The sequence below is a fragment of the Pseudomonas taiwanensis DSM 21245 genome (genome assembly GCF_000425785.1).
Classification (GTDB): Bacteria; Pseudomonadota; Gammaproteobacteria; order Pseudomonadales; family Pseudomonadaceae; genus Aquipseudomonas; species Aquipseudomonas taiwanensis.
In genome coordinates this window covers 153,069-177,200 of the sequence record NZ_AUEC01000010.1, presented here as the reverse complement: position 1 = coordinate 177,200, position 24,132 = coordinate 153,069, and the positions used below count along the sequence as shown (strand labels likewise).

General features: G+C 60.8%; 22 protein-coding genes. 9 read left to right on the top strand and 13 right to left on the bottom strand.

The genetic code is table 11. From position 1 onward, the window contains the following. Positions 1-4: 4 nt before the first annotated feature. Positions 5-2,362, bottom strand: a complete 2,358-nt coding sequence (locus H620_RS0102345; protein ID WP_023383083.1) for a putative bifunctional diguanylate cyclase/phosphodiesterase — start codon at positions 2,360-2,362, stop codon at positions 5-7. 240 nt (positions 2,363-2,602) lie between these two features. Here H620_RS0102345 and uvrD point away from each other — a divergent pair, with 240 nt between their 5' ends. From uvrD to H620_RS0102330, 3 genes are all read left to right on the top strand, one after another. Beyond that, complete coding sequence (uvrD, locus tag H620_RS0102340; protein ID WP_023383084.1) at positions 2,603-4,789, top strand: DNA helicase II; 2,187 nt, start codon at positions 2,603-2,605, stop codon at positions 4,787-4,789. A 198-nt stretch (positions 4,790-4,987) separates the two neighbouring features. Further along, positions 4,988-5,842 carry a Tim44 domain-containing protein gene (locus H620_RS0102335; protein ID WP_023383085.1) on the top strand — a complete coding sequence of 285 codons (855 nt, stop codon included), beginning with the start codon at positions 4,988-4,990 and terminating at the stop codon, positions 5,840-5,842. Positions 5,843-5,954: 112 nt separating this feature from the next. After that, entirely contained in the window at positions 5,955-6,362 is a 408-nt protein-coding gene (locus tag H620_RS0102330; protein ID WP_023383086.1) for an SMI1/KNR4 family protein, read from the top strand. 138 nt (positions 6,363-6,500) lie between these two features. On the opposite strand, the gene H620_RS0102325 is transcribed toward H620_RS0102330, so the two are convergent. Beyond that, positions 6,501-8,261: a cation:proton antiporter gene (locus tag H620_RS0102325; protein WP_023383087.1), complete on the bottom strand. Its 1,761-nt coding sequence runs from the start codon at positions 8,259-8,261 to the stop codon at positions 6,501-6,503. 322 nt (positions 8,262-8,583) lie between these two features. Here H620_RS0102325 and H620_RS0102320 point away from each other — a divergent pair, with 322 nt between their 5' ends. Further along, entirely contained in the window at positions 8,584-9,069 is a 486-nt protein-coding gene (locus H620_RS0102320) for an acyl-CoA thioesterase (RefSeq protein ID WP_023383088.1), read from the top strand. Here H620_RS0102320 and pdxY read toward each other — a convergent pair. Continuing rightward, the gene (pdxY, locus tag H620_RS0102315; RefSeq protein ID WP_023383089.1) at positions 9,066-9,938 is read right to left on the bottom strand and encodes a pyridoxal kinase PdxY; all 873 of its coding nucleotides are present in this window, start codon (positions 9,936-9,938) and stop codon (positions 9,066-9,068) included. The genes H620_RS0102320 and pdxY overlap by 4 nt on opposite strands. A 120-nt stretch (positions 9,939-10,058) precedes the next feature. Between pdxY and H620_RS0102310 the strand changes: the two genes are divergently transcribed. Next, positions 10,059-10,451: a DUF3301 domain-containing protein gene (locus H620_RS0102310; RefSeq protein WP_023383090.1), complete on the top strand. Its 393-nt coding sequence runs from the start codon at positions 10,059-10,061 to the stop codon at positions 10,449-10,451. Here H620_RS0102310 and H620_RS0102305 read toward each other — a convergent pair whose 3' ends face one another. The 3 genes from H620_RS0102305 to zigA are packed head-to-tail and all read right to left on the bottom strand — an operon-like array spanning position 10,452 to position 13,295. Beyond that, positions 10,452-11,423 carry a CobW family GTP-binding protein gene (locus H620_RS0102305; RefSeq protein ID WP_027906655.1) on the bottom strand — a complete coding sequence of 324 codons (972 nt, stop codon included), beginning with the start codon at positions 11,421-11,423 and terminating at the stop codon, positions 10,452-10,454. Between the two features lie 40 nt (positions 11,424-11,463). Next, positions 11,464-12,090 carry a DUF1826 domain-containing protein gene (locus H620_RS0102300; protein ID WP_023383092.1) on the bottom strand — a complete coding sequence of 209 codons (627 nt, stop codon included), beginning with the start codon at positions 12,088-12,090 and terminating at the stop codon, positions 11,464-11,466. Beyond that, positions 12,087-13,295 carry a zinc metallochaperone GTPase ZigA gene (zigA, locus tag H620_RS0102295; RefSeq protein ID WP_023383093.1) on the bottom strand — a complete coding sequence of 403 codons (1,209 nt, stop codon included), beginning with the start codon at positions 13,293-13,295 and terminating at the stop codon, positions 12,087-12,089. Before zigA ends, H620_RS0102300 begins: the two co-directional genes overlap by 4 nt. A 112-nt stretch (positions 13,296-13,407) precedes the next feature. Here zigA and H620_RS0102290 point away from each other — a divergent pair, with 112 nt between their 5' ends. Both H620_RS0102290 and folE2 read left to right on the top strand, forming a co-directional pair. Then, positions 13,408-13,788 carry a hypothetical protein gene (locus tag H620_RS0102290; RefSeq protein WP_023383094.1) on the top strand — a complete coding sequence of 127 codons (381 nt, stop codon included), beginning with the start codon at positions 13,408-13,410 and terminating at the stop codon, positions 13,786-13,788. Positions 13,789-13,810: 22 nt separating this feature from the next. Further along, positions 13,811-14,698: a GTP cyclohydrolase FolE2 gene (folE2, locus tag H620_RS0102285; RefSeq protein ID WP_027906654.1), complete on the top strand. Its 888-nt coding sequence runs from the start codon at positions 13,811-13,813 to the stop codon at positions 14,696-14,698. Between the two features lie 4 nt (positions 14,699-14,702). Here folE2 and H620_RS0102280 read toward each other — a convergent pair whose 3' ends face one another. After that, a complete protein-coding gene (locus tag H620_RS0102280) occupies positions 14,703-15,230 on the bottom strand; it encodes a DUF3617 domain-containing protein (RefSeq protein WP_023383096.1) in 528 nt (175 codons plus the stop codon). Between the two features lie 131 nt (positions 15,231-15,361). On the opposite strand from H620_RS0102280, the gene cls reads away from it, so the two are divergent. Then, positions 15,362-16,801 (top strand): cardiolipin synthase, encoded by a 1,440-nt coding sequence (gene cls, locus H620_RS0102275; RefSeq protein ID WP_023383097.1) that lies wholly within the window; start codon positions 15,362-15,364, stop codon positions 16,799-16,801. 5 nt (positions 16,802-16,806) lie between these two features. Here cls and cfaB read toward each other — a convergent pair whose 3' ends face one another. Next, entirely contained in the window at positions 16,807-17,991 is a 1,185-nt protein-coding gene (gene cfaB / locus H620_RS0102270) for a C17 cyclopropane fatty acid synthase CfaB (RefSeq protein WP_023383098.1), read from the bottom strand. 207 nt (positions 17,992-18,198) lie between these two features. On the opposite strand from cfaB, the gene lpdA reads away from it, so the two are divergent. Beyond that, entirely contained in the window at positions 18,199-19,599 is a 1,401-nt protein-coding gene (gene lpdA, locus H620_RS0102265) for a dihydrolipoyl dehydrogenase (protein WP_023383099.1), read from the top strand. Positions 19,600-19,690: 91 nt separating this feature from the next. Here the strand turns inward: lpdA and H620_RS0102260 are convergent, their stop codons facing one another. The 5 genes from H620_RS0102260 to H620_RS0102240 all read right to left on the bottom strand — a co-directional run bounded on the left by H620_RS0102260 (position 19,691) and on the right by H620_RS0102240 (position 24,063). Beyond that, positions 19,691-20,626 carry a MurR/RpiR family transcriptional regulator gene (locus H620_RS0102260; protein WP_023383100.1) on the bottom strand — a complete coding sequence of 312 codons (936 nt, stop codon included), beginning with the start codon at positions 20,624-20,626 and terminating at the stop codon, positions 19,691-19,693. Between the two features lie 131 nt (positions 20,627-20,757). After that, positions 20,758-21,525: an ABC transporter ATP-binding protein gene (locus H620_RS0102255; RefSeq protein WP_023383101.1), complete on the bottom strand. Its 768-nt coding sequence runs from the start codon at positions 21,523-21,525 to the stop codon at positions 20,758-20,760. Positions 21,526-21,545: 20 nt separating this feature from the next. Further along, positions 21,546-22,658, bottom strand: a complete 1,113-nt coding sequence (locus tag H620_RS0102250; protein ID WP_023383102.1) for a succinylglutamate desuccinylase/aspartoacylase family protein — start codon at positions 22,656-22,658, stop codon at positions 21,546-21,548. A gap of 9 nt (positions 22,659-22,667) precedes the next feature. Further along, the gene (locus H620_RS0102245) at positions 22,668-23,363 is read right to left on the bottom strand and encodes an ABC transporter permease (protein ID WP_023383103.1); all 696 of its coding nucleotides are present in this window, start codon (positions 23,361-23,363) and stop codon (positions 22,668-22,670) included. A gap of 10 nt (positions 23,364-23,373) precedes the next feature. Continuing rightward, positions 23,374-24,063 (bottom strand): ABC transporter permease, encoded by a 690-nt coding sequence (locus H620_RS0102240; protein WP_023383104.1) that lies wholly within the window; start codon positions 24,061-24,063, stop codon positions 23,374-23,376. Between the last annotated feature and the right edge of the window lie 69 nt (positions 24,064-24,132).

Sequence of the window (24,132 nt, the reverse complement as noted above, 5' to 3'; positions counted from 1 at the left end):
CGCATCAGGCCTGGCGGGTGGCGATCAAGCGTTCGAAGTCCATTTCGCAGATCGGTCGGCTGATCAGATAACCCTGTGCCTCGTCACACCCTTGCTCACGCAGGAACGCCATCTGCTCCTGCGTCTCTACCCCTTCCGCGACCACTCTCAGGTTCAGGCTACGCGCCATGGCGATGATTGCCCGGGTGATGGCCGCATCCTGGCTGCCTTCGTGCAAGCCTCGGATGAAGGCCTGGTCGATCTTCACGAAATCCACCGGTAAGCGCTTCAAGTAGCTGAGCGAGGAGTAACCGGTTCCGAAATCGTCGATGGCCAGTTTCACACCGAGTTCGTGCAGCTGCCTGAAGGTCGAAATGATGTGCTCGACATTCTCCAACAACTGGCTCTCGGTCAGTTCGAGCTCCAGCAGATGCGGCTGCAGGCCCGTTTCTTCGAGCACCTGCCGCACCAGGCTGACGATCTTGCCTTGGCGCACCTGGTAAACCGACAGGTTCACCGAGACACGCACATCCAGCCCCTGACGCTGCCACTGACAAGCCTGCCAGCAGGCACGCCGCAAAACGAACTCGCCCATTGGCGCAATCAGCCCGGTTTCCTCGGCCAGGCCGATGAAATCACCGGGCGGTACCATGCCCCATTGAGGATGAAGCCAGCGCACCAGAGCTTCAGCCGCATGCAAACGCCCGGTGCGCAAGCAGAGCTTGGGTTGGTAGTAGACCAGCAGTTGGCCTTCATCAATGGCCTTGCGCAGCTGGTTCTCCAGTTGCAGACGCTCCAAGGTGCTGGCGCGCAGGCTCTCGGTGTAGAACTGGAAATTGTCGCCACCCAGGTGCTTGGCGTGCTGCTTGGCCATGTCAGCCTGGCTGATCAACTGGTTGGGTTCGAAACTGCCGTCAGCCGCCAGGCTGATGCCAACCGATGCGCTGATCACCACTTCATGCTCGCCAAGACGCAACGGCACGCGCAGCTTGTCCAGCAGCCGGGTGGTCACCCGCACCAGGCTCGACAGGTTGCTATAACCGTCGAACAGCACGGCAAACTCATCGCCAGACAAGCGCGCCACGGTGTCGGCCTCGGGTACGGCATTGGCGATTCGCTGAGAGATCTTCTTCAACAGTTGATCGGCATGCTCATGGCCGAGGCTTTCGTTCAGCAGCTTGAAGCGGTCCAGGTCGATGTGCAGCAACGCCAGGCTGCGGCCACTCAGACGCACACGCCGCCCGGCCTCATCGAGGCGCATGCGGAACAACGCACGGTTGGCCAGGCCGCTGAGCTCGTCGTGCTGGGCCAGGTAACGAATGCGCTCTTCGGACGCCCGTCTCGCGGAAAGATCGGAGAAAAAGCCAACGATATTGCTCAAATTCCCCGAAGCATCACGAACGCCCGTGAACTGCAGCCATTGCGGGTACAGTTCTCCACTCTTGCGAGCTTCCACCAACTCACCCTGCCAGTACCCCTGCTGACGCAGCGACTGCTCGATCTGGCCGCTGTGCCGCCGAGCATCGCTGCTGCAGGGCAGATCCAGGACATTGCGCGCCAGCAGCTCGCTGCGCGAGTAACCGGTCATCTGACAGAAAGCCCGATTGACGGTCAGCAGCGTGAAGTCAGCGCTCAGGATGACGATACCTTCACTGGAAGCCTCGAACACCGAGGCCGCGAGCCGTTGGTGGTCCTCCAGGGCTTTCTGGGCCTGGACGCGCTGCAGGTCCTCGGTCAACAGCTGGTTCTGGAAGCGCCGCAACAGCCCGCGCTCGATCAGGCGATTAACCTGCCAGGCCACGACCAGCAATGCCGCCAGCAGAATCAGGCCAAAACATCCCCAGCCCCGTTGTTCGCCGGCATCGTAAAAGAACAGAAACGCAATCGGTGGCAATAGGCATGGCAGGGCAAAGCTGAGGAAGGCTGGCAAACTCACCGCGTAGGCGACACTGGCCGACAGCGTAGCCGCGCCCAACAGGCCAAACCCCCACGCCTGCTGGACGAAACTCTCCGCAGGTACCAGAGCGATGGCCGCACAGGCCAGGGTCAGGCCGCTGAAACCCGAGCCAAGCAGGAACATCCGCCACCATATAGGCCGGGCCTGGCGCTGGGTGTCGGCCGCTTCGAAAGCGGTTACCTGAATGACTCGCAAGGCCACCAGCGCCAGCAGCCAGACAATCCAGACACTGACCAGCAGGTAGCGCTCAGGGCTCCACAGCAACCAGGCGCAGAGCAGGCCGTTGAGCAGCATGAACAAGGTGGGCAACAAAGAGCCCTGGTAGAGCAGACGGGTGCGCTCGATCGAAAGCTGGGTAGCGAATTGCCTGCGAACACTCCGTGTCGTATCCGGCGATGCTCCGATCGCCACGCAATCCTGGGTCATAATGTCGGGTTCTTGTGCTGTTATTGTTATGGATGACCGCAAACGTGCTGGGAGAATACACAAGCGCCGCGCCAGACCAAACTGCTCTGGATCATGATTTGCCAAAACCCCGACAAACCCGCACCGAACCGCTCAATTACGCTGCCCTGGCACAAGCCCGGATGAACGGCAACGGACGAGCGGCAAGTTTTGCCCCATCGGCGTTTGCCCCTGTCCCCTGCACGGCCCTAGAATGGCCGGATGCACAATGATGACCTCTCCCTCCTGCTGAACTCCCTCAACGATGCCCAACGCCAGGCCGTAGCAGCCTCGCTGGGGCGTCAACTGGTGCTTGCTGGCGCCGGCTCCGGCAAGACCCGTGTGCTGGTGCACCGTATCGCCTGGCTGATCCAGGTCGAGCAGGCTTCACCGCATTCGATCCTGTCGGTGACCTTCACCAACAAGGCCGCAGCAGAAATGCGCCATCGAATCGAGCAATTGCTGGGCATCAACCCGGCTGGCATGTGGGTCGGTACCTTCCACGGCCTGGCTCACCGCCTGCTGCGCGCGCACTGGCAGGAGGCGCGGCTGGTGCAGAACTTCCAGATTCTCGACAGCGACGACCAGCAGCGCCTGATCAAGCGGGTGATCCGCGACCTGGGGCTGGACGAACAGCGCTGGCCAGCACGCCAGGCACAATGGTTCATCAACGGGCAGAAGGACGAAGGGCTTCGCCCGCAGCACATCCAGGCCAGCGGCGACCTGTTCCTGGGCACCATGCGCAGCATCTACGAAGCCTACGAACAGGCTTGCGAGCGAGCCGGGGTCATCGACTTTTCCGAACTGCTGCTGCGCGCCCTCGACCTGTGGCGCGACCACCCCGGCCTGCTGGAGCACTACCAACGGCGCTTCCGCCATGTACTGGTGGACGAGTTCCAGGATACCAACGCCGTGCAGTACGCCTGGCTGCGCCTGCTGGCCGGCGGCGGCGTGAGCCTGATGGCCGTGGGTGACGACGACCAGTCGATCTACGGCTGGCGTGGCGCCAAGATCGAGAACATCCACCAATACACCGCCGATTTCCCCGACGCCGAACTGATTCGCCTGGAGCAGAACTATCGCTCCACCGGCGGCATCCTCAAGGCCGCCAACGCGCTGATCGCCAACAACAGCGGGCGCCTGGGCAAGGAGCTGTGGACGGACCTGGGCGAAGGCGAACCGCTGACCCTATACGCCGCCTACAACGAGCATGACGAAGCGCGCTACGTGGTCGAGACCATCGAGAGCCTCATCAAGCAAGGCAACTCGCGCAGCGACATCGCCATTCTCTATCGCTCCAACGCCCAGTCGCGGGTATTGGAAGAGGCGCTGCTTCGCGAACGCATCCCGTATCGCATCTACGGCGGCCAGCGCTTCTTCGAGCGTGCCGAAATCAAGAACGCCATGGCCTACCTGCGCCTGCTCGAAGGCCGTGGCAACGATGCCGCTCTCGAGCGGGTCATCAACGTACCGCCACGGGGCATCGGCGAGAAAACCGTCGAGGCCATCCGTGAACATGCCCGCCACAGCCAACTGTCGATGTGGGAGGCGATGTGCCAGTTGCTGGCCGCCAAGGCTCTCAAGGGGCGCGCCGCCAGCGCCCTGGGGGCCTTCATCGAGTTGATCGAAAGCCTGACAGGCAAAACGGCTGACATGCCCTTGCACCTGATGACCCAGACGGTCATCGAACAGTCCGGCTTGATCATCTATCACCAGGAAGAAAAAGGTGAAAAGGGCCAGGCACGGGTAGAAAACCTTGAGGAACTGGTCAGCGCAGCACGCAACTTCGAAGCGGGCGAAGAAGATGCCGATCTGACGCCGCTCTCGGCCTTCCTGGGTCATGCGTCGCTGGAAGCGGGCGAGGCGCAGGCCGACGAGCACGAGGACAGCATTCAGCTGATGACCCTGCACAGCGCCAAGGGCCTGGAGTTCCCATATGTGTTCCTGGTGGGCATGGAAGAAGGCCTGTTCCCGCACAAGATGAGCCTGGAAGAGCCTGGCCGCTTGGAGGAAGAACGCCGCTTGGCGTATGTGGGCATTACCCGCGCCATGCGTCAGCTGATCATGACTTACGCCGAGACCCGACGCCTGTACGGCAGCGAGACCTACAACAAAGTGTCGCGTTTCGTACGGGAAATCCCGGCCGGCCTGGTTCAGGAAGTGCGTTTGTCCAATAGCGTCAGCCGACCATTCGGTGGGGCGAAGACCAGCTCGGCCAGTAGCCTGTTCGCCAACGCCAGTATTCCGCAGACCGCCTTCAACCTTGGCCAGCGCGTGCAGCATGCGGTGTTCGGCGAAGGGGTGATTCTCAACTTCGAAGGTTCCGGCGCCCAGGCACGGGTGCAGGTCAACTTCGCCGAAGGCAGCAAGTGGCTCATGCTGGGGTACGCCAAGCTCGAGGCTATCTGAGGCTCCTGCGCCGCCATCGCTGGCAAGTAGACTCCTGCGGGATTTCGGGATCGGTGCCATACGGGCAGGAGCCGGCTTGCCCGCCACAAGGTCTTGGCAACATCAGGCAAAAGCTCGAAACATTATGACGCTGGTCATGTGCCCAGGAACCTGTGCAACATGACGCGCGTGCAATCCACAACAGGGGAAATCCCATTTATGCAACGTTTTCTTAGCATCGCTCTGGCGCTCTGCGTCGGCCTGACGCTGAGCCTGGACGCCAACGCCAAGCGTTTCGGCGGCGGCAAGAGTTCGGGCTCCGCGCCTATCCACCAGACCCGCCAGGCCACGCCAACCACGCCTGCTGCCGCGCCGACCGCTCCTGGCCGTGCTCCGGCCGCCGCCAGCGGTGCTTCGCGCTGGCTGGGCCCACTCGCCGGCCTCGCCGCCGGTGGCCTGCTGGCGTCCATGTTCATGGGTGACGGCTTCGAGGGCCTGCAGATCATGGACTTCCTGATCGTCGCCCTGATCGCGTTCCTGGTGTTCCGCTTCATTGCTGCGCGCCGCCGCCAGCAGCAGCCGCAAATGGCCGCGCCTGGCCATGCGCCGTTCCAGCGTGAAGCTCACGCCCAGCCTGCCCAGCCGTCGATCTTCGGTGGTTCGGCCGCGCCAGCCGCCGCAGCCGCTCCGGTGATCAACGCACCAGCCTGGTTCAACGAGCAGAACTTCCTGGCCGCCGCTCGCAACCACTTCCAGGCGCTGCAGCAGCACTGGGATGCCAACGAGATGGACAAGATCGCTGAGTTCGTGACCCCGCAAATGCTCGAGTTCCTCAAGCGTGAACGTGCCGAACTGGGTGATGGCTTCCAGTCCACCTACATCGACAACCTCGATGTGCAACTGGACGGTGTAGACGATCGCCCAGACCGCACCGACGCTACCCTGACCTTCCGTGGCGTGTCGAAGAATTCGCGCTTCGATCAAGGTGAGGCCTTCAGCGAGAGCTGGCACATGGTTCGCGCTCAAGGCGAGAACCAGCCGTGGCTGGTCGCCGGTATCCGCCAGAACGGTTAACCGACGCACGCTGTGCAAAAAACCCCGGGCTTGCCCCGGGGTTTTTGCTTTTGCCAAAGTGGGATACTAGGGTATAACGCGCAGCGTTCATCAAGGTTAGAGGATGTGAACCGTGGAAGAAGTGATCGAACAACTCCGTGAAGCCAACGAGCCGGTACCGGTACCCTTGGAACTTCCCGACGAAGATCTGCTGGTCGAGATCGAGGAACAACTGTTCATCAACATCCCTTTCGTGTTCAAAGAGTTCCTGCTGACCGTCAGCGATGTGGTCTATGGCTCTCTTGAACCGGTAACCGTCACCGACCCGCAGTCGCACACCTACCTGCCCGACGTCGCGGCAAACGCTTGGGATGCTGGCGTACCGCGCGACCTGATCCCCATCTGCCAGGACGGCGACAACTACTACTGCGTCGAGGAAGACGGCACTGTCGTGTTGTGGGATGCCGAAGAGGAAGCCTTGGGCGAAGACAGCTGGGAGTCGGTCTGGCACTGGGCCCGGGACGTCTGGCTTGAAAGCTGAGTGAGAATTAAACTCACAAAATAATGGCCCATGGCCATTTTGCCCCGTAGAATCCCCAGGCTTTCTGCGCTTGGCGCCATCGCTACCGCTCCATCCCCTCGGACTTCGGTGAACGCTGGCGCAGAAAGCCCAACCCGCTCAGTGCGAGTGATCGCGACTGTTCTCCAGGGTTTCAAGCAGGGCGATTTGCATGCGCGTGTGTACGCGTATGAACCAACGCCAAAGCAACGCCACCACCAATGCCGCCACCACCGCGATCACCAGCAGCAACTCGCTGGTGGGCAGAATGCTCGCCGATAGCGCCGACAGCAGCAGGAAGATGACCAGCAACGACAACAGCGGGATCACCTCGGCAATCACCCTCCGCACGCGCTGCGTGTGACGCCCGGCCATCTCCGGCTTGACGCCCATCTCCGCCAGCAGCATCGACAGCGCCTTGAGCTTGCGATAGGCCGCAATCAGAAACGGGAGCGAAAGCAGCAGTGCAGCGCCCCAGATCACCGCCTTCTGCTGACTGACATCGCTCACCCACTCGGTCAGCCAATTGCCGATACGGCCAGCAAAATAGCCTCCGCTGAAGAAGATCGCGATCACCAGTGCCAGATTCACCCCCACCTGCAGCAGGATGCGACGGATCATCGCGGCCAGCATCGCGCCCTCGCCCTGCGGCTGGATGCTGCGCAACCACTCGCCATACAGCGACAGCACCCGTGCCAGGCGGCGCGGCACCACGTGCCCGAGTTTGATCGAAAGCGGATCAGCGGCGCGGATCAGATACGGCGTCAGCAGCGTGGTGATGGCCGACACCGCAACGGCGACGGGGTAAAGGAAGTCGCTGGTTACCTGCAGGGTCATGCCCAAGGCAGCGATGATGAACGAAAACTCGCCAATCTGCGAAAGGCCCATGCCCACGCGTAGCGACGTGCGGCCGTCATTGCCGGCAATGAATGCCCCCATGCCACAGGACAGCATTTTGCCCAGCACCACCGCCAAGGTGATGACCACGATCGGCCAGGCATAATCGACCAGCACCTGAGGATCGATCATCAAACCGATGGCGACGAAGAAGATCGCGCTGAACAGGTCGCGAACGGGTTCGATCAGGCGTTCGATTTTCAGCAACTGCCGCGACTCGGCCATGATCGCGCCAATCAGGAAGGCCCCCAGTACCATGCTGTATTCGAGCTTCACCACCAGCAGGCAGAAGCCGAAGCACAGCCCAAGCACGGTGATCAGCAGCATCTCGTTGCTTTCGAATTTGGCGACGTAGGCCAACAGCCTCGGCACCAGCAGAATGCCGATGACCAGCGCCACGATCATGAACAAGGACAGCTTGCCTACGGTGGAAAACACTTCCCCGGAGCTGACAGTGCCACTGACCGCGATTCCTGACAGCAAGGCGATGATGCCGATACCGAGGATGTCCTCGACGATTAGCACGCCGAAGATCAGCTGTGCGAAACGCTCGTTCTTCATCTTCAGGTCATTGAGCGCCTTGACGATGATGGTGGTCGACGAAATCGCCAGGATCGCCCCTAGGAACAGCGAATCCATGGTGCTCCAGCCGAACCAGCGGCCTATCTCGAAGCCGATCCAGATCATCAGGACGATTTCCAGAAACGCTGCGATGAAGGCGGTGGCACCGACCTTGAACAGTTTGCGCAGACTGAACTCAAGGCCCAGGCAGAACATCAGGAAGATCACCCCAAGCTCGGCCAGGGTCTTGATGGTGTCTTCGTCGTGGATCAGGCCAAAGGGCGGAGTGTGCGGGCCGATGATGAAGCCTGCGACGATGTAGCCCAGCACCACGGGCTGTTTGAGCCGATGAAAGAGAATGGTCACGACACCAGCGACAAGCATGATCACGGCGAGGTCCTGGATGAAGCTGATGGCATGCATGGCGCGATTCTCCTTTTTCTCGATGCCAAGGCAGACCGCTCCTCTGCCAAAGCAGCCCCGAGCGAGCAGCAAGTACATACTGTATTGAATGCTGGAAAGCCCATGTTGCAGGGGCGTACTCAGGTTAACATCGCACCTCGCCGCAAATTGCCGGTGCAATATGCAGAAACAGATCGGCTACTTAACCGCCGCCGATGGCGTGATCGGCGTGACGATGGAGCGTCAGCCAACGTCCCGTATCAGGATGGCAAACACCAAGAGGGGACCCGACGTGTCTGTAGATACCCACCCCGCTTCAGCGCAACCTCACCGTGAGCACTCTATGGAACCTGGAAACGCCCAGCTGACTATGACCGTTTTGATGACGCCGGACATGGCCAACTTCTCCGGCAACGTACATGGCGGCACCCTGCTCAAGTATCTCGATGAAGTGGCTTACGCCTGCGCCAGCCGATATGCCGGCAGCTACGTGGTGACGCTGTCGGTGGACCAGGTGATATTCCGTGAGCCGGTACACGTCGGCGAACTGGTGACCTTCCTGGCTTCGGTCAACTACACCGGCAATACCTCGATGGAGGTGGGCATCAAGGTGGTGACCGAGAACATCCGCGAACGCTCCGTTCGCCACTCAAACAGCTGCTTCTTCACCATGGTGGCTGTCGATGACAATCGCCGCCCGGTCCAGGTACCACCGCGTCAGCCACAAACCAGCGAAGAGAAGCGGCGCTTCCTGCAAGGCCAGCAGCGCCGCCAGATCCGCCAGGAACTGGAAAAGCGCTACCAGGACCTGAAGACCGACTCGATCTAGAACGCCAGGCGTTGCGCCTCGAAGCGCACACGCGGATGGGCGATGCGATCATGGGCCCTCACCAGCTGCAATTCGTAGCTGGTGCAGGCTTGGGTTTCCAGCAATACCTCGTGCACCGCCGCCGCAGTGAACTCGAAGGCCTGCTGCCAGCTGTCCCCCAGCAGCACACGCGCCAGGAACAGCCCCGAGGTAAGGTCACCGACACCCACCGGCTGGCGCGGGAAGGCCAGCAGCGGCCGCTTCAGATGCCAGCTCGCCTGCTCGGTAACCAGCAGCATCTCGAACGAATCTGGCGCACGATCGGGGTAGGACACGTGCTTGACCAGCACCACCTGCGGGCCACGCTTGAGCAGGCTGCGCGCCATGGCCACGCAATCGGCCAGCGACTCTGCGCGCCGGCCGCAGAAGCTGTCCAGCTCCAGCTGATTCGGACATAGAATGTCAGCCTTCGCGACGGCCTCTTCGAGCAGGAACTCGCTCACCTCGACCGGGACGATACAGCCCTTCTCCGCATGGCCCATGACCGGGTCGCACAGGTACAAGGCATTCGGGTTCACCGCCTTGATACGCTCCACCCCCGCCAGAATCGCCCGCCCTTGCTCCGCACTGCCCAGGTAGCCGGAAAGCACGGCGTCACAGTTGCCTAGCTCCCCGATGTTGCTAATGCCTTCCACCAACGCAGGAATTTGCGCTGGAGCAAGCACTTCTCCTGCCCACTGGCCATACTGAGTGTGATTGGAAAACTGCACGGTATTGAGCGGCCAGACGTTGACCCCGATACGCTGCATGGGAAACACCGCAGCACTGTTTCCGGCATGGCCAAACACCACATGGGACTGGATTGCGAGCAGGTGCGGGGTACGTTTCATGCGGGAGATTTCCAAAGCTGTTTCAAGGATTGTGCGCAGCGCAGTATGAACTCGATTGCCACCTGTACGACAGGCCAGGGACGCAGTTAAGCTGGTTCGACCTGTTTGGAGCATATGCAAATGTTGACCCTTGAGAATCTTCTCGTCCTGATGCTGGTGGCCACGGCAGGCGCTTGGTTGTGGCACAACCATGGGCTGCGCGAAAAAGCCTTGGAACGGGTCAAGCAGCATTGCGCCAAGCTCGACCTTGAGCTGCTCGACGACGCCGTCGCCCTCAAGCGCATCGCCTTTGTCCGCGATGCCAATGGGCGCAAGCGCTTGGCGCGGGTATACGCCTTCGAGTTCACTGTCACAGGCGAGCAACGTCACCCAGGCACCGTAACGCAATTCGGTGCCCACAGTATGCAGATCGAATTGGCGCCTTACCCGTTCGAGATCAAGACCCCGCCTCGCGGCGACAACGTGATCGAGATGCAGCAGTGGCGCCAGGAGCACAACCGCTGGCGCAATTGATCAATCGATCCGGCAGTCAGCCAGCGCGTCCTGCAGGACTTGCTGGGGCTGGGCTTGGTCGAAGATCAATTCGATACGGGTGTCCTTGCGCCAATCGCTGGGCTGCCAATCAGGCGCCCTGCCATGGACACCGTTGAACGATTTCCAGCCCTGCGCACTGTGGATAACACCCTTGGCGCGACGCCAAGGCCAGGACTCAAGAAGACCGCGCAGTCGCTGCTGATCGAAACACTGGCTGGGGTGCCAGCGCCAACCGATGCTCCAACTCTCCTCTCCCGCGTGGACAAGGCACATTGGGATTCGTGGGTCTGTCCACAGGGGCTGAGGTGGAGCCGGCGCATTACCCACAGCCAGTGCTTCTACCGAACCTCGACCGGCCGTCCCTGTGGACGAAACCGGAAGTCGGGCCAAGGGCAATGCGCCAAAGTCCGTCCAGTAGCCTTCCTGGCCGGCCAAGGCGGCAGTTATCAACAGCCGTTTCTGTTCATCCACAGCAGCGGCCTTATTGAAAACCACCAAACCCGACGCCTGTAACGCCTGTGCTTGAGCATCTGCCAGAGGCTCGCCGCGCGCCAGCGCTTCTGCGTCCACCACCATCAACAGCGGCTGGACAGCCAGGACCCCAGTCCACGGCGCTTGCCCAAGCTGCTTCAACAGCTGCACAGGGTGACCCAGCCCCGAGGGTTCGATGAACAGGCGGTCGGGCCGAGCTTTGCGCAGCAGCCGGCCCAATCCTACCTGAAACGGCATGCCATTGACGCAGCACAGGCAGCCTCCTGCCACCTCGCCGATGGCAATGCCATCGTCATCGCGGTGCAGCAGGGCGGCATCCAGTCCTATTTGCCCAAACTCGTTGACCAGTACCGCCCAACGCTCATTGAGTGGGCGCTGGGCCAGCAACTGGCGAACCAGACTGGTCTTGCCAGCGCCCAAGGGACCGGCGATGACATGGGTGGGAATATTCTGCAGCATGCGATGAGTTCAAGGCGGGTGTGTCACCCACTATGCCCCGTCACGCCAACCAGTCAAGACTGAGCAGCAAACGCCGCTCGTTACTCGACGGCGAACGATGGACCAATCCGGCACCTTCGTTACCCAACCATTTCTCACCTTTGAGAATGGCAACTTCGCCCGCTTGCAGGCGCTGTATCTTATCCACAGGCTCGTGCGCCAGCGACAGGCCGTCGCGGGCTATAGACCCCTCGGGTAACCACTCGCTACCGGGGCCGGCGTAGGTCGTGAGCAAGCGCAAAGGCACATGATCAACATGAAAGCGGGGACACATGGCCCCCTCCAGTACGCGCACACGAAGGCCGACACGGCGCGCACCGACAAGGCAGGTAAACGCAGAGACCAGCCAGTAGACATCGGCGACGAACCCTTCGTAACCATGCAGATCAGCCGCCTCGGGCAATAGAGGGCTCAGTTGGAGCGGGCGATCTTCATTCACCTCCAGCACACGCGCATCCGCCAGCAATTGGCCTTGACCGAGCAGCAAGCTGGCAAAGTCCTGCACCTGGACCGGCAGTCGACGTTGCCACACGGCCAGGTTGACGCCATCGAGCAGAATGTCGGACAGGCTGCGCGGTGATTCACCTGCGACCTGACGGATATCCACAGCCCTGAGCGCGGGCGTCATGCCGCCGCCTCCTCATGCCAGGGACCAAAAGGATCAGGCAACCGCAGCCAAGCCATTGCGCCAAGCGCCATCTCCTGGTCGGTCAACAGGCATGCATCGAGCTCTGTGGATAACCTCTCGAAGTCGATGTTCTGCCCGATGAACACAAGCTCCTGCCGGCAATCTCCGCATTCTTCGGTCCACAGCTTAAGAATGGCGGCGATGTTTTCCTCGTCCTGAGGCCATTGCTCCTTCGGCACGAACCGCCACCAACGCCCCGCCAACCCATGGCGCATCATGCCGCCAGCCTGCGACCAACTGCCGGCCTCCTGAAACTTGCTAGCAAGCCAGAAGAACCCCTTGGAGCGCAGTAAACGACCATTGCTCCAAGGGCTGTGGATAAAATCAAAGAAGCGTTGTGGATGCAGGGGTCGACGGGCCTGCCAGGTGCTCGCGGCGATGCCGTATTCCTCAGTCTCTGGCACGTGCTCGCCCCGCAGCTCACGTAACCAGCCCGGCGACTGAGCAGCTTGGTCGAAGTCGAACAGACCCGTGTCCAGGATGCGCGCCAGCGGCACCTGCCCCATGACCATCGGCACGATCTGCGCCCGAGCGTTCAGGCTGCGCAAGATGGCCGTCAGCTCTTCTCGCTCGTGCTGGCTGATGAGGTCGATCTTGCTCAGCAACAGCACATCGGCAAATTCCACCTGCTCGATCAGCAGGTCGCTGATCGAGCGTTCATCCTCCTCGCCCAGTGTCTCACCACGGCTGGCCAAGCTTTCGGCCGCCTGGTAGTCACGCATGAAGTTCAGGCCATCGACGACGGTAACCATGGTGTCCAGGCGCGCCATGTCAGACAGACTGCGCCCTTGCTCGTCGCGGAAAGTGAAAGTTTCCGCCACGGGCAAGGGTTCGGAAATCCCCGTGGACTCGATCAGCAGGTAATCGAAACGCTTCTCCTGCGCCAACCGGGCAACTTCCTCCAGCAGATCTTCCCGTAGCGTGCAGCAGATGCAGCCGTTGCTCATCTCCACCAGTTTTTCTTCAGCGCGGTTAAGGCTGACATTGCGCTGCACTTCACTGGCGTCGATGTTGATTTCGCTCATGTCGTTGACGATCACCGCCACACGCAGGTTGTCGCGGTTACGCAGGACATGGTTGAGCAACGTGCTCTTGCCCGCTCCAAGGAAGCCGGACAACACGGTAACGGGTAAGCGATTGGACATGGTGAAACCTCATCAGGCAGACGCATTCGAAACGATGCATTGCATAATGTTATAAAGTAACAATACAATTTCGCCAAGCCGTTCTCGTCGGACGTGTTGCCCGGAGCTGTAAATGAACCTGTCGCGCGCGGTGGCACTGCTGCTGCTTTTCACGCCTTTGCCACTGTTCGCCATGCCCAAGGTCGGCAACCTGGCGCTGTGCACACGCAGCGCCACGCTGCTGGCCTGCCAAGATGGCAAAGGCAATTACTACAGCGTGCGCAGCGAACGGGGCACGCTTTACCTGCGGGGTTATGACAGCGCCAGCCGCCGCTTGTGGGCACAGACCAATAGCCGCTTCGGCGCGATGACCTTTTTCACTGGTCTGGCCAGCGACGGCGAAGCTTGGGTCGGCTACAGCCACCGCGTCGGCTGGACCACGCTCAATCGTGTATCGAGCTCCAGCGGAGCCCGGTTCAACCTGCATTGCAGCCTGGTCGGCGGTTGCCGCTGACAATACTCCCTTGGATATTCACATGACCAGCCTCACGCTTCCCGATATCGCCGCACAAACCCAACAGCACGCAACCCCGCTGGACTGGGTTGGCATGTGTGGGATCGCCGTGCCTATTCAGTTCGAGACACGCAGCGTGGCTGCACTGGCCGACGCAGGGGTGAACCTGAGCGACGGAGCATCGCGCGGTATTCACATGTCGCGGCTGTACCTTTCGTTGGAAGCATTGGAGCGGCAACCACTCACTCCACTCGCCATTCGGCGATGCCTGGCGGAGTTTCTGGCCAGCCACGCGGAGCTGTCATCCGGTGCATACCTGCGCCTACGTTTCGATCATCTGCTGAAACGGCCAGCCTTGGTCAGCCCGTTGGCGGGTTGGAAAAGTTACGCCATCACCGTGGACGCTAGGATGGAACACGAAATGTTCCACGTGGAACTATCGGTGCGTGTGCCCTATTCGTCGACCTGCCCCTGCTCGGCGGCCTTGGCCAGACAATTGATTCAACAGCAGTTTCAGGCAGATTTTGCCGGGCAACCGATCAATCATGAAGCCGTATTGCAGTGGCTGGGCAGCACCCAGGGAATCGTCGCGACACCCCATAGCCAACGCAGCCTGGCACTGGTGGGCGTACGATTGCAGGATAACTTGGACCGTTTACCCGTGACCGAACTGATCGATAGCATCGAATCGAGCCTGGGCACGCCGGTGCAGACGGCGGTCAAGCGCGCCGATGAACAAGCCTTCGCACTGGCCAACGGACAGAACCTGATGTTCTGTGAGGACGCCGCACGACGCGTTCATCAGACGCTGCGGCAGTTGAGTTGGAGCACTGCTTTCACCTTGCGCGTGGAACATGCGGAAAGTCTGCATGCCCACAACGCGGTCGCCACGAGCCAGTGGCAATGGTGAACCATCAGCTTCGTGGTTTGACGGTACCGCAATCATTTCCCAGCCAGACCGCTTTGGTATTCATGCTGCCCTGCTGCTGAACCCCGGAGGCATTGAAGGTCCCGCTGACCTGCGTGTGAAACTCCCGATCGCTGAGGAAAGTCGCTTGCCCGCTGCCTTGGGCGCGAGGGCAACTGAACTGGAACTTCCAGACATTACCCGTGCGGTCGGTGATCTTCTGCGTGCATCCGGACTGAGGATCCTGCAGGGGGATGTCGTTGGTCTTGACTTGCTCCGGCGTGAGGCACGAACGCACGCCCTTGCCCCCTACCGTCACACCTTGTTTGGCCAACACCCCCTCCATCATCGCCCGCTGCTCCGGTGGAAGATTTTTCAGTTGGCCGAGCATGAATTCCATGTCGGGCAGCGGTTTACCATCGACCTGCATGTTGCTGGTGGTCAGTTCCCACAGGCCTGGTTGCAACATCTGCGCATGCACCACGGGGCTACTCAGGCCCACGGCCAAGACCAACAGTGGCAGACGAATCTTCATGGACGAACGCTCCTAGAGAAAACCGGTCAACGGGCCGGACTGAGCCTTAGACGCTAAAACCGCACGCAGGTTGCAAGCCACACCCTGAACGTGTTCTGTTAGCCCAAGTGTATTCGGCAAGCAGGATGCGTATGGATTACCACAGCCCCTACTTCTTCGGTTACGTGCTTGGTGTGATTCACCTGATCGGGATTTTCGCCGCCCTCCATGCGGTGTTCACCGTGCGCACTGCCCAAGGCGCAATCGCCTGGGCGATGTCACTCTTCTTCATTCCCTACTTCACGTTGATCCCCTACCTGGTGTTCGGCGCCCGCTCCTTCTACGCCTACATCCACGCCCGACGCCAGGCCAACCAGGAAATGCACGTGGCCATGGCTAACCTCAACTGGCGGCCCTGGGTCGAGGAAGCCCTCACGGCCAGAGAGTCGGAAAGCTACGCCGCCCTGCGTGCCATGCCCAAACTTGGGCGCATGCCTTGCCTGGCTAACAACCAGGTGAAGTTGCTGGTCAATGGCAGGGCGACCTTCGATGCCATTTTCGCTGCCATCGCCGACGCCAAAGAAGCAGTGTTGGTGCAGTTCTTCATCATCCACGATGACGTCATCGGCCAGGAGCTTCAGCAGCTGTTGTTACGCAAAGCTGCCGAGGGGGTGAGGGTCTTCGTGCTTTACGATCGGGTTGGTAGCCATGCGCTGCCAGCAAGCTACAGCCAAGTGCTGCGTGAGGGCGGCGTGCAGATCCATGCGTTCGCCACCCGCCGCGGCTGGTTCAATCGTTTCCAGGTCAACTTCCGCAATCACCGCAAGATCGTCGTGGTGGATGGCCTGCTGGGCTTCATCGGTGGCCACAATGTGGGTGATGAGTACCTGGGCGGGCATCCTCGATTGTCACCGTGGCGCGACACCCATGTGCAAGTCAGCGGGCCTGTCTTGGCCTGCCTTCAGGAGTCGTTCGCCGAAGACTGGTACTGGGCCACGCGCCAGCTACCGCCGCTGATCCTGCCAGATGCGTACCCAGAGAACGGCGTACTCTGCCAGGCCTTGGCCAGTGGCCCGGCAGACTCTCAGGAAACCTGCTCGCTGTTCTTCATCGAAGCGATCCATTCCGCGACCCGGCGAGTCTGGATAACCAGCCCCTACTTCATCCCCGACGAAGCCGTGTTCGCGGCCTTGCGTCTGGCAGTGCTACGGGGCGTGGATGTGAGGATTTTGATTCCGTCGCGCCCAGACCACAGGATCGTCTACGCCGCCTCCAGTCTGTTCGCCTTCGAAGCAGTACGCGCAGGCGTGCGCATGTTCCGGTACCTGCCGGGCTTTCTGCACCAGAAGGTGGTACTGGTGGATGATGAGGTCAGCGCTATCGGTAGCGCGAACCTGGATAACCGTTCGTTTCGCCTGAACTTCGAGATCACCCTGCTGACCATCGACCGCACGTTCGCCGACCAGGTCGAAGCGATGTTGTCCCATGACTTCGAGCATGCCAGGGAGATCACCGCAGAAGACAGCCGCGACACGCATCGCCTGCAACAACTTGGGATGCGTATCGCCCGGCTGATCTCACCGATTCTCTGAATGGCTCAGCGGTACAGGTCCTCCCGAGTCCAGGGCAGGTCATGGTGTCCATCGGCATACGGCTTCACCGCCAGTATCTGGTGCAGGTTGATCCAGCCCTTCTGGAAGGCATAGGCACAACCGGCCAGGTACAGGCGCCAGATGCGCAGGGTCTTTTCGGGCACCAGGCCTGCGGCCCTGTGCAACTGGTTCTCCAGGTTTTCGCTCCAGTGGTTGAGGGTCTTGGCGTAATGCAGACGCAGGCTCTCGACATCCACCACCTCAAGGCCGGTCTCGCAGATGCTGGCACTGATCATCGACAGGTGCGGCAGCTCACCATGGGGGAACACGTAGCGGTCGATGAACTCCCCGGCGCCACGCCCGACCGGTCGACCATCCACGTGCTTGGCAGTGATCCCATGGTTCATGACCAAGCCGCCTTCACGCACAGCCCCGTACAGCTTCTGGCAGTACAAGGCGAGGTTGGCGTGACCTACGTGTTCGAACATGCCGACGCTGACCACCTTGTTGAAACGACCGTCCTGGGGCAAGTCGCGGTAGTCGAGGATCTGCAAGTCGACCTTGCCGGCCAGCCCCTCCTCCTTGACGCGCTGACGGCCAAGTTTGAGCTGCTCTTTACTCAGCGTGATACCGAACACTTTCGCACCGTACTCACGCGCGGCGAAACGTGACAGCCCACCCCAACCACAACCGACATCCAGCAGATAGTCACCGGCCTGCAACCGCAGCTTGCGGCACAGGTGGTCGAACTTGTCTTGCTGGGCTTGGGCAAGTGTATTGTCGGGCTCTCTGAAATAGGCACAGGAGTACGCCATGTCCGGATCGAGCCACAGCTGATAGAACTCGTTGGAGAGGTCGTAATGGTAGGAAATGGCTTCGGCGTCGGTTGCCTTGTCATGGGCAATGCGCTGCGGCGAGGTTTCATCCTCATCCGTGAGCAGGGCTTCACTGAGCTCATCGCAAACCCGAATGACCTCCCCGATATTGCCCTCGAGCTCCAGCTTGCCTTCAACGAACGCCTCACCCAGTTCACCCAGGCTAGGATGATTCAATTGGGCAATGAGCTGAGGTTCCTTGATCAGGATGGTGACTTGCGGGCTGGGCCCCAGATCGAACTGGTTACCGTCCCACAACTTCAGACGCAAAGGTAAGTGCAGGCTTTGCAAGGCTGGTGGAAGTTGCGCAAGCATCGATGACCCTCCCCTTCATGTAACGGACGTGCCCCCTGAAAATTGGGACGCCACCGCAACAGGGTAGTTCATTGAAACAAAGTTTCCGCTTATCACGACCATCGTCTAGAACCAACAGCAATGAAAACGACGCAGATTGTATACAATTCAAGGCACTACGACTAACCTTGTGCCCCTCTCGCGCTTCTTCATCCTGGAGTAGAACCCATGAAATCCTATGACGTGGTGATCATCGGCGGCGGCCCCGGTGGCTATAACGCAGCAATTCGCGCAGGTCAGCTGGGCATGAGCGTTGCTTGTGTGGAAGGCCGCCCGACCTTGGGCGGTACGTGCCTGAACGTCGGCTGCATGCCGTCCAAGGCGCTACTACATGCCTCCGAACTGTACGAAGCCGCCAGCGGGGCCGAATTTGCGCACCTTGGCATCGAGGTGAAGCCCACCCTCAATCTCGCCCAGATGATGAAGCAGAAGGACGAGAGCGTGACCGGCCTGACCAAGGGCATCGAGTACCTGTTCCGCAAGAACAAGGTCGACTGGGTCAAAGGCTGGGGTCGCCTGGATGGCGTCGGCAAGGTAGTGGTCAAGGCAGAGGATGGCAGCGAAACCACGCTGCAAGCCAAGGACATCGTCATCGCCACTGGTTCCGAGCCCACCCCGCTACCAGGTGTGACAATCGATAACCAGCGCATCATCGACTCCACCGGTGCCCTCGCCCTGCCCCAGGTGCCCAAGCACCTGGTGGTGATCGGCGCCGGTGTGATTGGCCTGGAACTCGGTTCGGTGTGGCGTCGCCTGGGCGCCCAGGTCACTGTCATCGAATACCTTGACCGCATTTGCCCTGGCACCGACGAAGAAACCGCCAAGACCCTGCAAAAAGCCCTGGCCAAGCAAGGCATGGCCTTCAAGTTGGGCAGCAAGGTCACTCAGGCAAACGCCTCGGCCGATGGCGTCAGCCTTACCCTCGAACCCGCCGCAGGGGGCGCCGCCGAAACCCTGCAAGCCGATTACGTACTGGTGGCCATCGGTCGCCGTCCTTATACCAAGGGCCTTAACCTGGAAAGCGTGGGCCTGGAAACTGACAAGCGCGGCATGCTCGACAATCAGCATCACCGCACTTCGGTGCCAGGCATCTGGGTCATCGGCGACGTCACCTCCGGCCCGATGCTGGCGCACAAAGCCGAAGACGAAGCGGTGGCCTGCATCGAGCGCATTGCAGGCAAGCCCCATGAGGTCAACTACAACCTGATCCCCGGCGTGATCTACACCCGGCCGGAACTGGCCAGCGTGGGCAAGACCGAGGAGCAGCTAAAGGCCGAAGGCCGTGCCTACAAGGTAGGCAAGTTCCCCTTCACCGCCAACAGCCGCGCCAAGATCAACCACGAGACCGAAGGCTTCGCCAAGGTCATCGCCGACGCCAATACCGATGAAGTGCTGGGCGTGCATCTGGTCGGCCCGAGCGTCAGCGAGATGATCGGTGAGTTCTGCGTGGCCATGGAGTTCTCCGCCTCGGCCGAGGACATCGCCCTCACCTGCCACCCACACCCGACCCGGTCCGAGGCGTTGCGCCAGGCCGCGATGAACGTCGATGGGATGGCGATGCAGATTTGACCCCAGGGTACGGTGCCAGACGGTGGTAGGCCACCGTTTGGCGCCTGCCCAAGCAGACGCTCAGCTCGTGGAATCAGCTCGGCCGTCGGGTCTAAACGGATTTCACTCGGCGCTTGATCGGTTTGCGCAACGGCTTATCGTTGCTCGGCATGTGCAGGTAGGACATCACGCTTTCGGTCAGCTCTGAAGCCAACTGCACCGCTTCTGTGTTGCGGGCCATCACACCCGCCACCAATGCCTCTATCAGCGCCAGTACGCTGCCGTTGGAACTGATCAGCACAGGGTGGTCCGCTGGGGCAAAGAGCGCATGGTCGGCGATATTGGTCAGCGGTGAAGCGGGCGAGTCGGTTATCGCCAGGACCGTTGCCCCGCGTTCGCGTGCAAAGCGCGACAGCTGCAGCGTATCGAGCGAGTAGCGCGGCAGGGAAATCGACAGCAATACATCCTGTTCGGTGATAGCCGCCAGGCGATAAGCGGCGTTTTCATTGCCCCCCTCCATACTCACCGCCGTGGCATCGGCACAGAACGGTACCAGGTTCGCTGCCGCCAAGCCTGCCATGTACGCACTGTTGCCAAAGCCCAGGATGAAAATCTTGCGTGCCTGGGTCAGGCAACGGATGAAAATTTCGAAGGTATCGGCGGAATTGTTGGCGCCAGCGGTGTCGAGATTGCTGGCGGCGATCTGTATTTGCTCATGCAGGCCGAAGGCCCCGTCCGGGCGATGCGCAAGCTCATTACGCAGCTTGTCCACTGGCGACACCATCTGCTGCAGTGTGGCTACCAGTTCGGCCTTCAGACCGGTATACCCGCCCATGTCTATCGCTTTGGCCAGGCGGTTGACCGCGGCTGGCGAAGTGGCGGTTTCAACTGCCATCTCCTCGATGGTCAGGGTCGCAGCCTTCAGCGGATGACGCAGGATGAAGTCGGCCACCTTACGCAGCGAGGGTTGCAGATGGGGTGCAGCCTCCGCCAGCTTGCGCATCACCGGGGCAGCGTAGACGGTTACATGCTTGGTAGATGTCGGCATGGATGGGCTTTCAGCACGTTTGAATGAATGGACCTACGCGCTCTATCGGGGCGAGGCTTGGGAAGTTCCGGCTGAAGTGTATCCGAAGCAGAGCGCCGGTGTAGCGCTCTACTGGGTGTCCTGCGCGTCGCCTACTTCAGGCTACCGGCCAGAAACTGCTGTAGGCGCTCGGACTTTGGCTGGGCCAGAACTTCGCGTGGGCAGCCCCTTTCCTCGACGCGACCTTGATGAAGGAAGAGCAGCTGGTTGGAGACTTCCCGGGCGAAACCCATTTCGTGGGTGACGACCACCATGGTCCGCCCCTCTTGCGCCAGGTCACGCATGACCTTGAGCACCTCGCCAACCAGCTCCGGATCCAACGCCGAGGTCGGTTCGTCGAACAACATCACTTCAGGCTCGACAGCCAGGGCTCGGGCAATGGCCACCCGCTGCTGCTCTCCCCCACTCATGTGCCCCGGGTATGCGGTTCGGCGATGGCCAACACCAACCTTCGCCAGATAGTGCTCGGCTTTCTCACGGGCTTCTTTCTTGCCAACGCCCAGCACATGCACCGGTGCTTCCATGACGTTCTCCAGGGCAGTCATATGGGACCACAGATTGAAGTGCTGAAAGACCATGGACAGGCGTGATCGCATCCGTTGCAATTGCCTGCTGTCGCTGGCAGTGAGGGTTCCGCGGGTCTTGTGCGACCGCAGCTTGAGCTCTTCGTTGTTGAGCAGAATGCGCCCGCTATGCGGCTCTTCCAGCAGGTTGATGCAACGCAGGAAGGTACTCTTGCCCGACCCGCTGGATCCGATGATGCTGGTGACATCACCGGCTTTGGCCGTCAGGGACACGCCCTTGAGCACTTCATGGGTGCCGTAGCGCTTGTGTAGGTTGTCGATTTCCAAGGTGTACATGGCAGTCGGTGCTCTTGTTGTCAGTCGGTGAGCAGGCGGCCCTGACGAATCGGGTGCCGACCGGCAACTTTGGCCAGCCACAGGCCGGGCTGGGCATAGCGCAGACGCTCGCGGGCATAGAGAACGCCGCAGGTCGTGGCGTACACCACAGAGTGCCGATCGCTGAGCGGGTCGATGACCTCGAACAATGGGTCGCCGACGTTGACCTGCTTGCCTAGCGGCTGGAGAAAACTCACTACGCCTGGGTGCGGTGCATAGGCATACTGCGCGCCAGAAAAAGGGGTGGCTTCACAACATGTAGAAGGCACGGCTGGCCACTCGCCGCTGATCAACCCTTGGTCGGCAAGGAAGCCGAGTATGTCCTCGGCACTCTGCTGTACCTGTGGTCGATCGGTATCGGCCATGCCACGCAATTCGATGGTGGTAGCCGTGCACGCCAGCGGAATGTTGTGTTGCGCGAAGCGCTGCGCCAAATGCAGCCAAGGGAGCGCGCAGGCTTCATCGAAGGAATTGCCGCCGCTGTCTTCGGCCAACAACACCGCGCCCGCGTTCAAACGAGCGGCCAACGGCTTCAGGGCTGGCCAAAGCTGTGGCAGCGCGTAGAGCAGCATGATCGATTCGAAATCGCAATGCAGGTCGAGCACCACATCCGCATCGCAGGCCTGTTGCAGCAGCAAGCGGCGCAGCCCATCGAGCTCCGATCTGGCCGGCGGCAACGCGGCGATGGCCTCTTGCATCAGGTGGCGAATCAGCGTGACGTTCACCTGCGGATCGTCGCTCAACCTGCCTTCGAGCTGCGGAACGATCAGCTCCGCCAACGCAGGAAAATCGCGGTTGAAGTTCTGTCCGCTGGCCAGGTCGAAACGTCCCTGATGGGTGGCTTGAAACATTTGCCCCAGGCCAATCGGATTCGCCACGGGTACAAGCTCGATGACGCCGTTGAGTTGGCCCTGCCGCTCCAGCTCGATCAGACGTTGTTTGAGCTCCACCGCCACGCGCATGCCTGGCAGTTCGTCGGCGTGCAGGGCGGCCTGGATATAGGCCTTGCGCGGGCCGCTGCCAAAGCGAAACACCGAGAGTCGACGCTCCGTTCCAGCGGTGCTCCAGGGCAGTGGGTGTTGAATATGTTCCATGGATATCTCTCAACTCTTGCGCGGGGCCAGGTGCGCAAGCCAGCGACCTTCGGCCAGCTTGAACAGGCGCAGCAGGATAAAGGTCAGGCACAGGTAAAACAGGCCAGCGGTGACAAAAGCCTCGAACGGCATGTAGTAGCGCGAGCTGACCGTACGCGCCACGCCGGTGATATCGACCAAGGTGACGATCGAGGCAAGCGAAGTGGTGTGCAGCATCATGATCACTTCATTGCTGTATTGCGGCAGCGCCCGGCGTAGGGACGAGGGCAACAGGATCCGGCGATACAGCGTGAAGCGCGACATGCCCACAGCTCGCGCCGCTTCGATTTCACCACTGGGCGTAGCTTTCAAGGCGCCAGCAAGAATCTCCGCACTGTAGGCACTGGTGTTGATGGCAAACGCCAGACAAGCGCAAAAAGTGGCGCTGGAGAGGTACGGCCAGAACACACTCCCCCGCACGGCCTCGAATTGCGCCAGCCCGTAGTAGATGAGAAAAAGCTGCACCAGCATTGGCGTGCCCCGGATCACGTAGGTATACAACCAGGCCAAGCGGTTGAGCCAAGGCGTGCGGGATATGCGCAGCAGTGCCAAGGGAATGGCCAATGCCAGGCCCGCGGCCAGGGCGATCAGAAGCAGTTTGAAGGTCACCAGGACGCCTCCAGCGTAGAGCGGAAGGCTGTCGGCGATCAGCTTGAAATCCAGCACGGGCGTTTCCTCAGAATTCGGCCAGGCGGGTACCGACGGCGTAGCGCTGTTCCACCCAGCGCAGAATCACCAGGGACACCGTAGTGAGCAGCAGGTACAACCCGGCAACGGCCAGGAAAAAGGTGAAGGGTTCGCGGGTAGCGTCAGCGGCGTTCTTGGCTTTGAACATCATGTCCTGCAAGCCCACTAGCGATATCAGTGCCGTCGCCTTGGTCAGGACCAGCCAGTTGTTCGTGAAACCTGGGATGGCAAAGCGAATCATCTGCGGCAACAGCACCCGCCGAAATACCTGCATCCCGCTCATGCCGTAGGCCGCACCGGCTTCCGCTTGTCCTCTGGGGATAGCCATGAAAGCCCCGCGAAACGTTTCCGAGAGGTAGGCTCCGAAGATGAAGCCCATGGTGCAGACGCCAGCGATGAAAGGGTTGATGTCGATGTATCGAGGGTGACCCAGCAAGGGAGCCAAGCGGTTGACCAGGTCCTGGCCTCCGTAAAAGATCAGCAGGATCAGCACCAGGTCGGGAATGCCACGGATGACCGTGGCATAGCCTTCGCCGAGTGCTGCCAACCATTTCACATGCGACAAGCGAACCGCCGCCCCCAACAAGCCAAGGGCAATCGCCACCGTCATGGAAATCAGCGCCAGGCTCAGCGTGAGCCAGGCACCCTGGAGAATGGTCGGGCCATAGCCGTGCAGCATGGTGGGGGTCCTCAACCGGCGCCGTCCGAGGCGGCGCTCAAGCACTAAAAGGTGGAAGCGGTTGCGCTC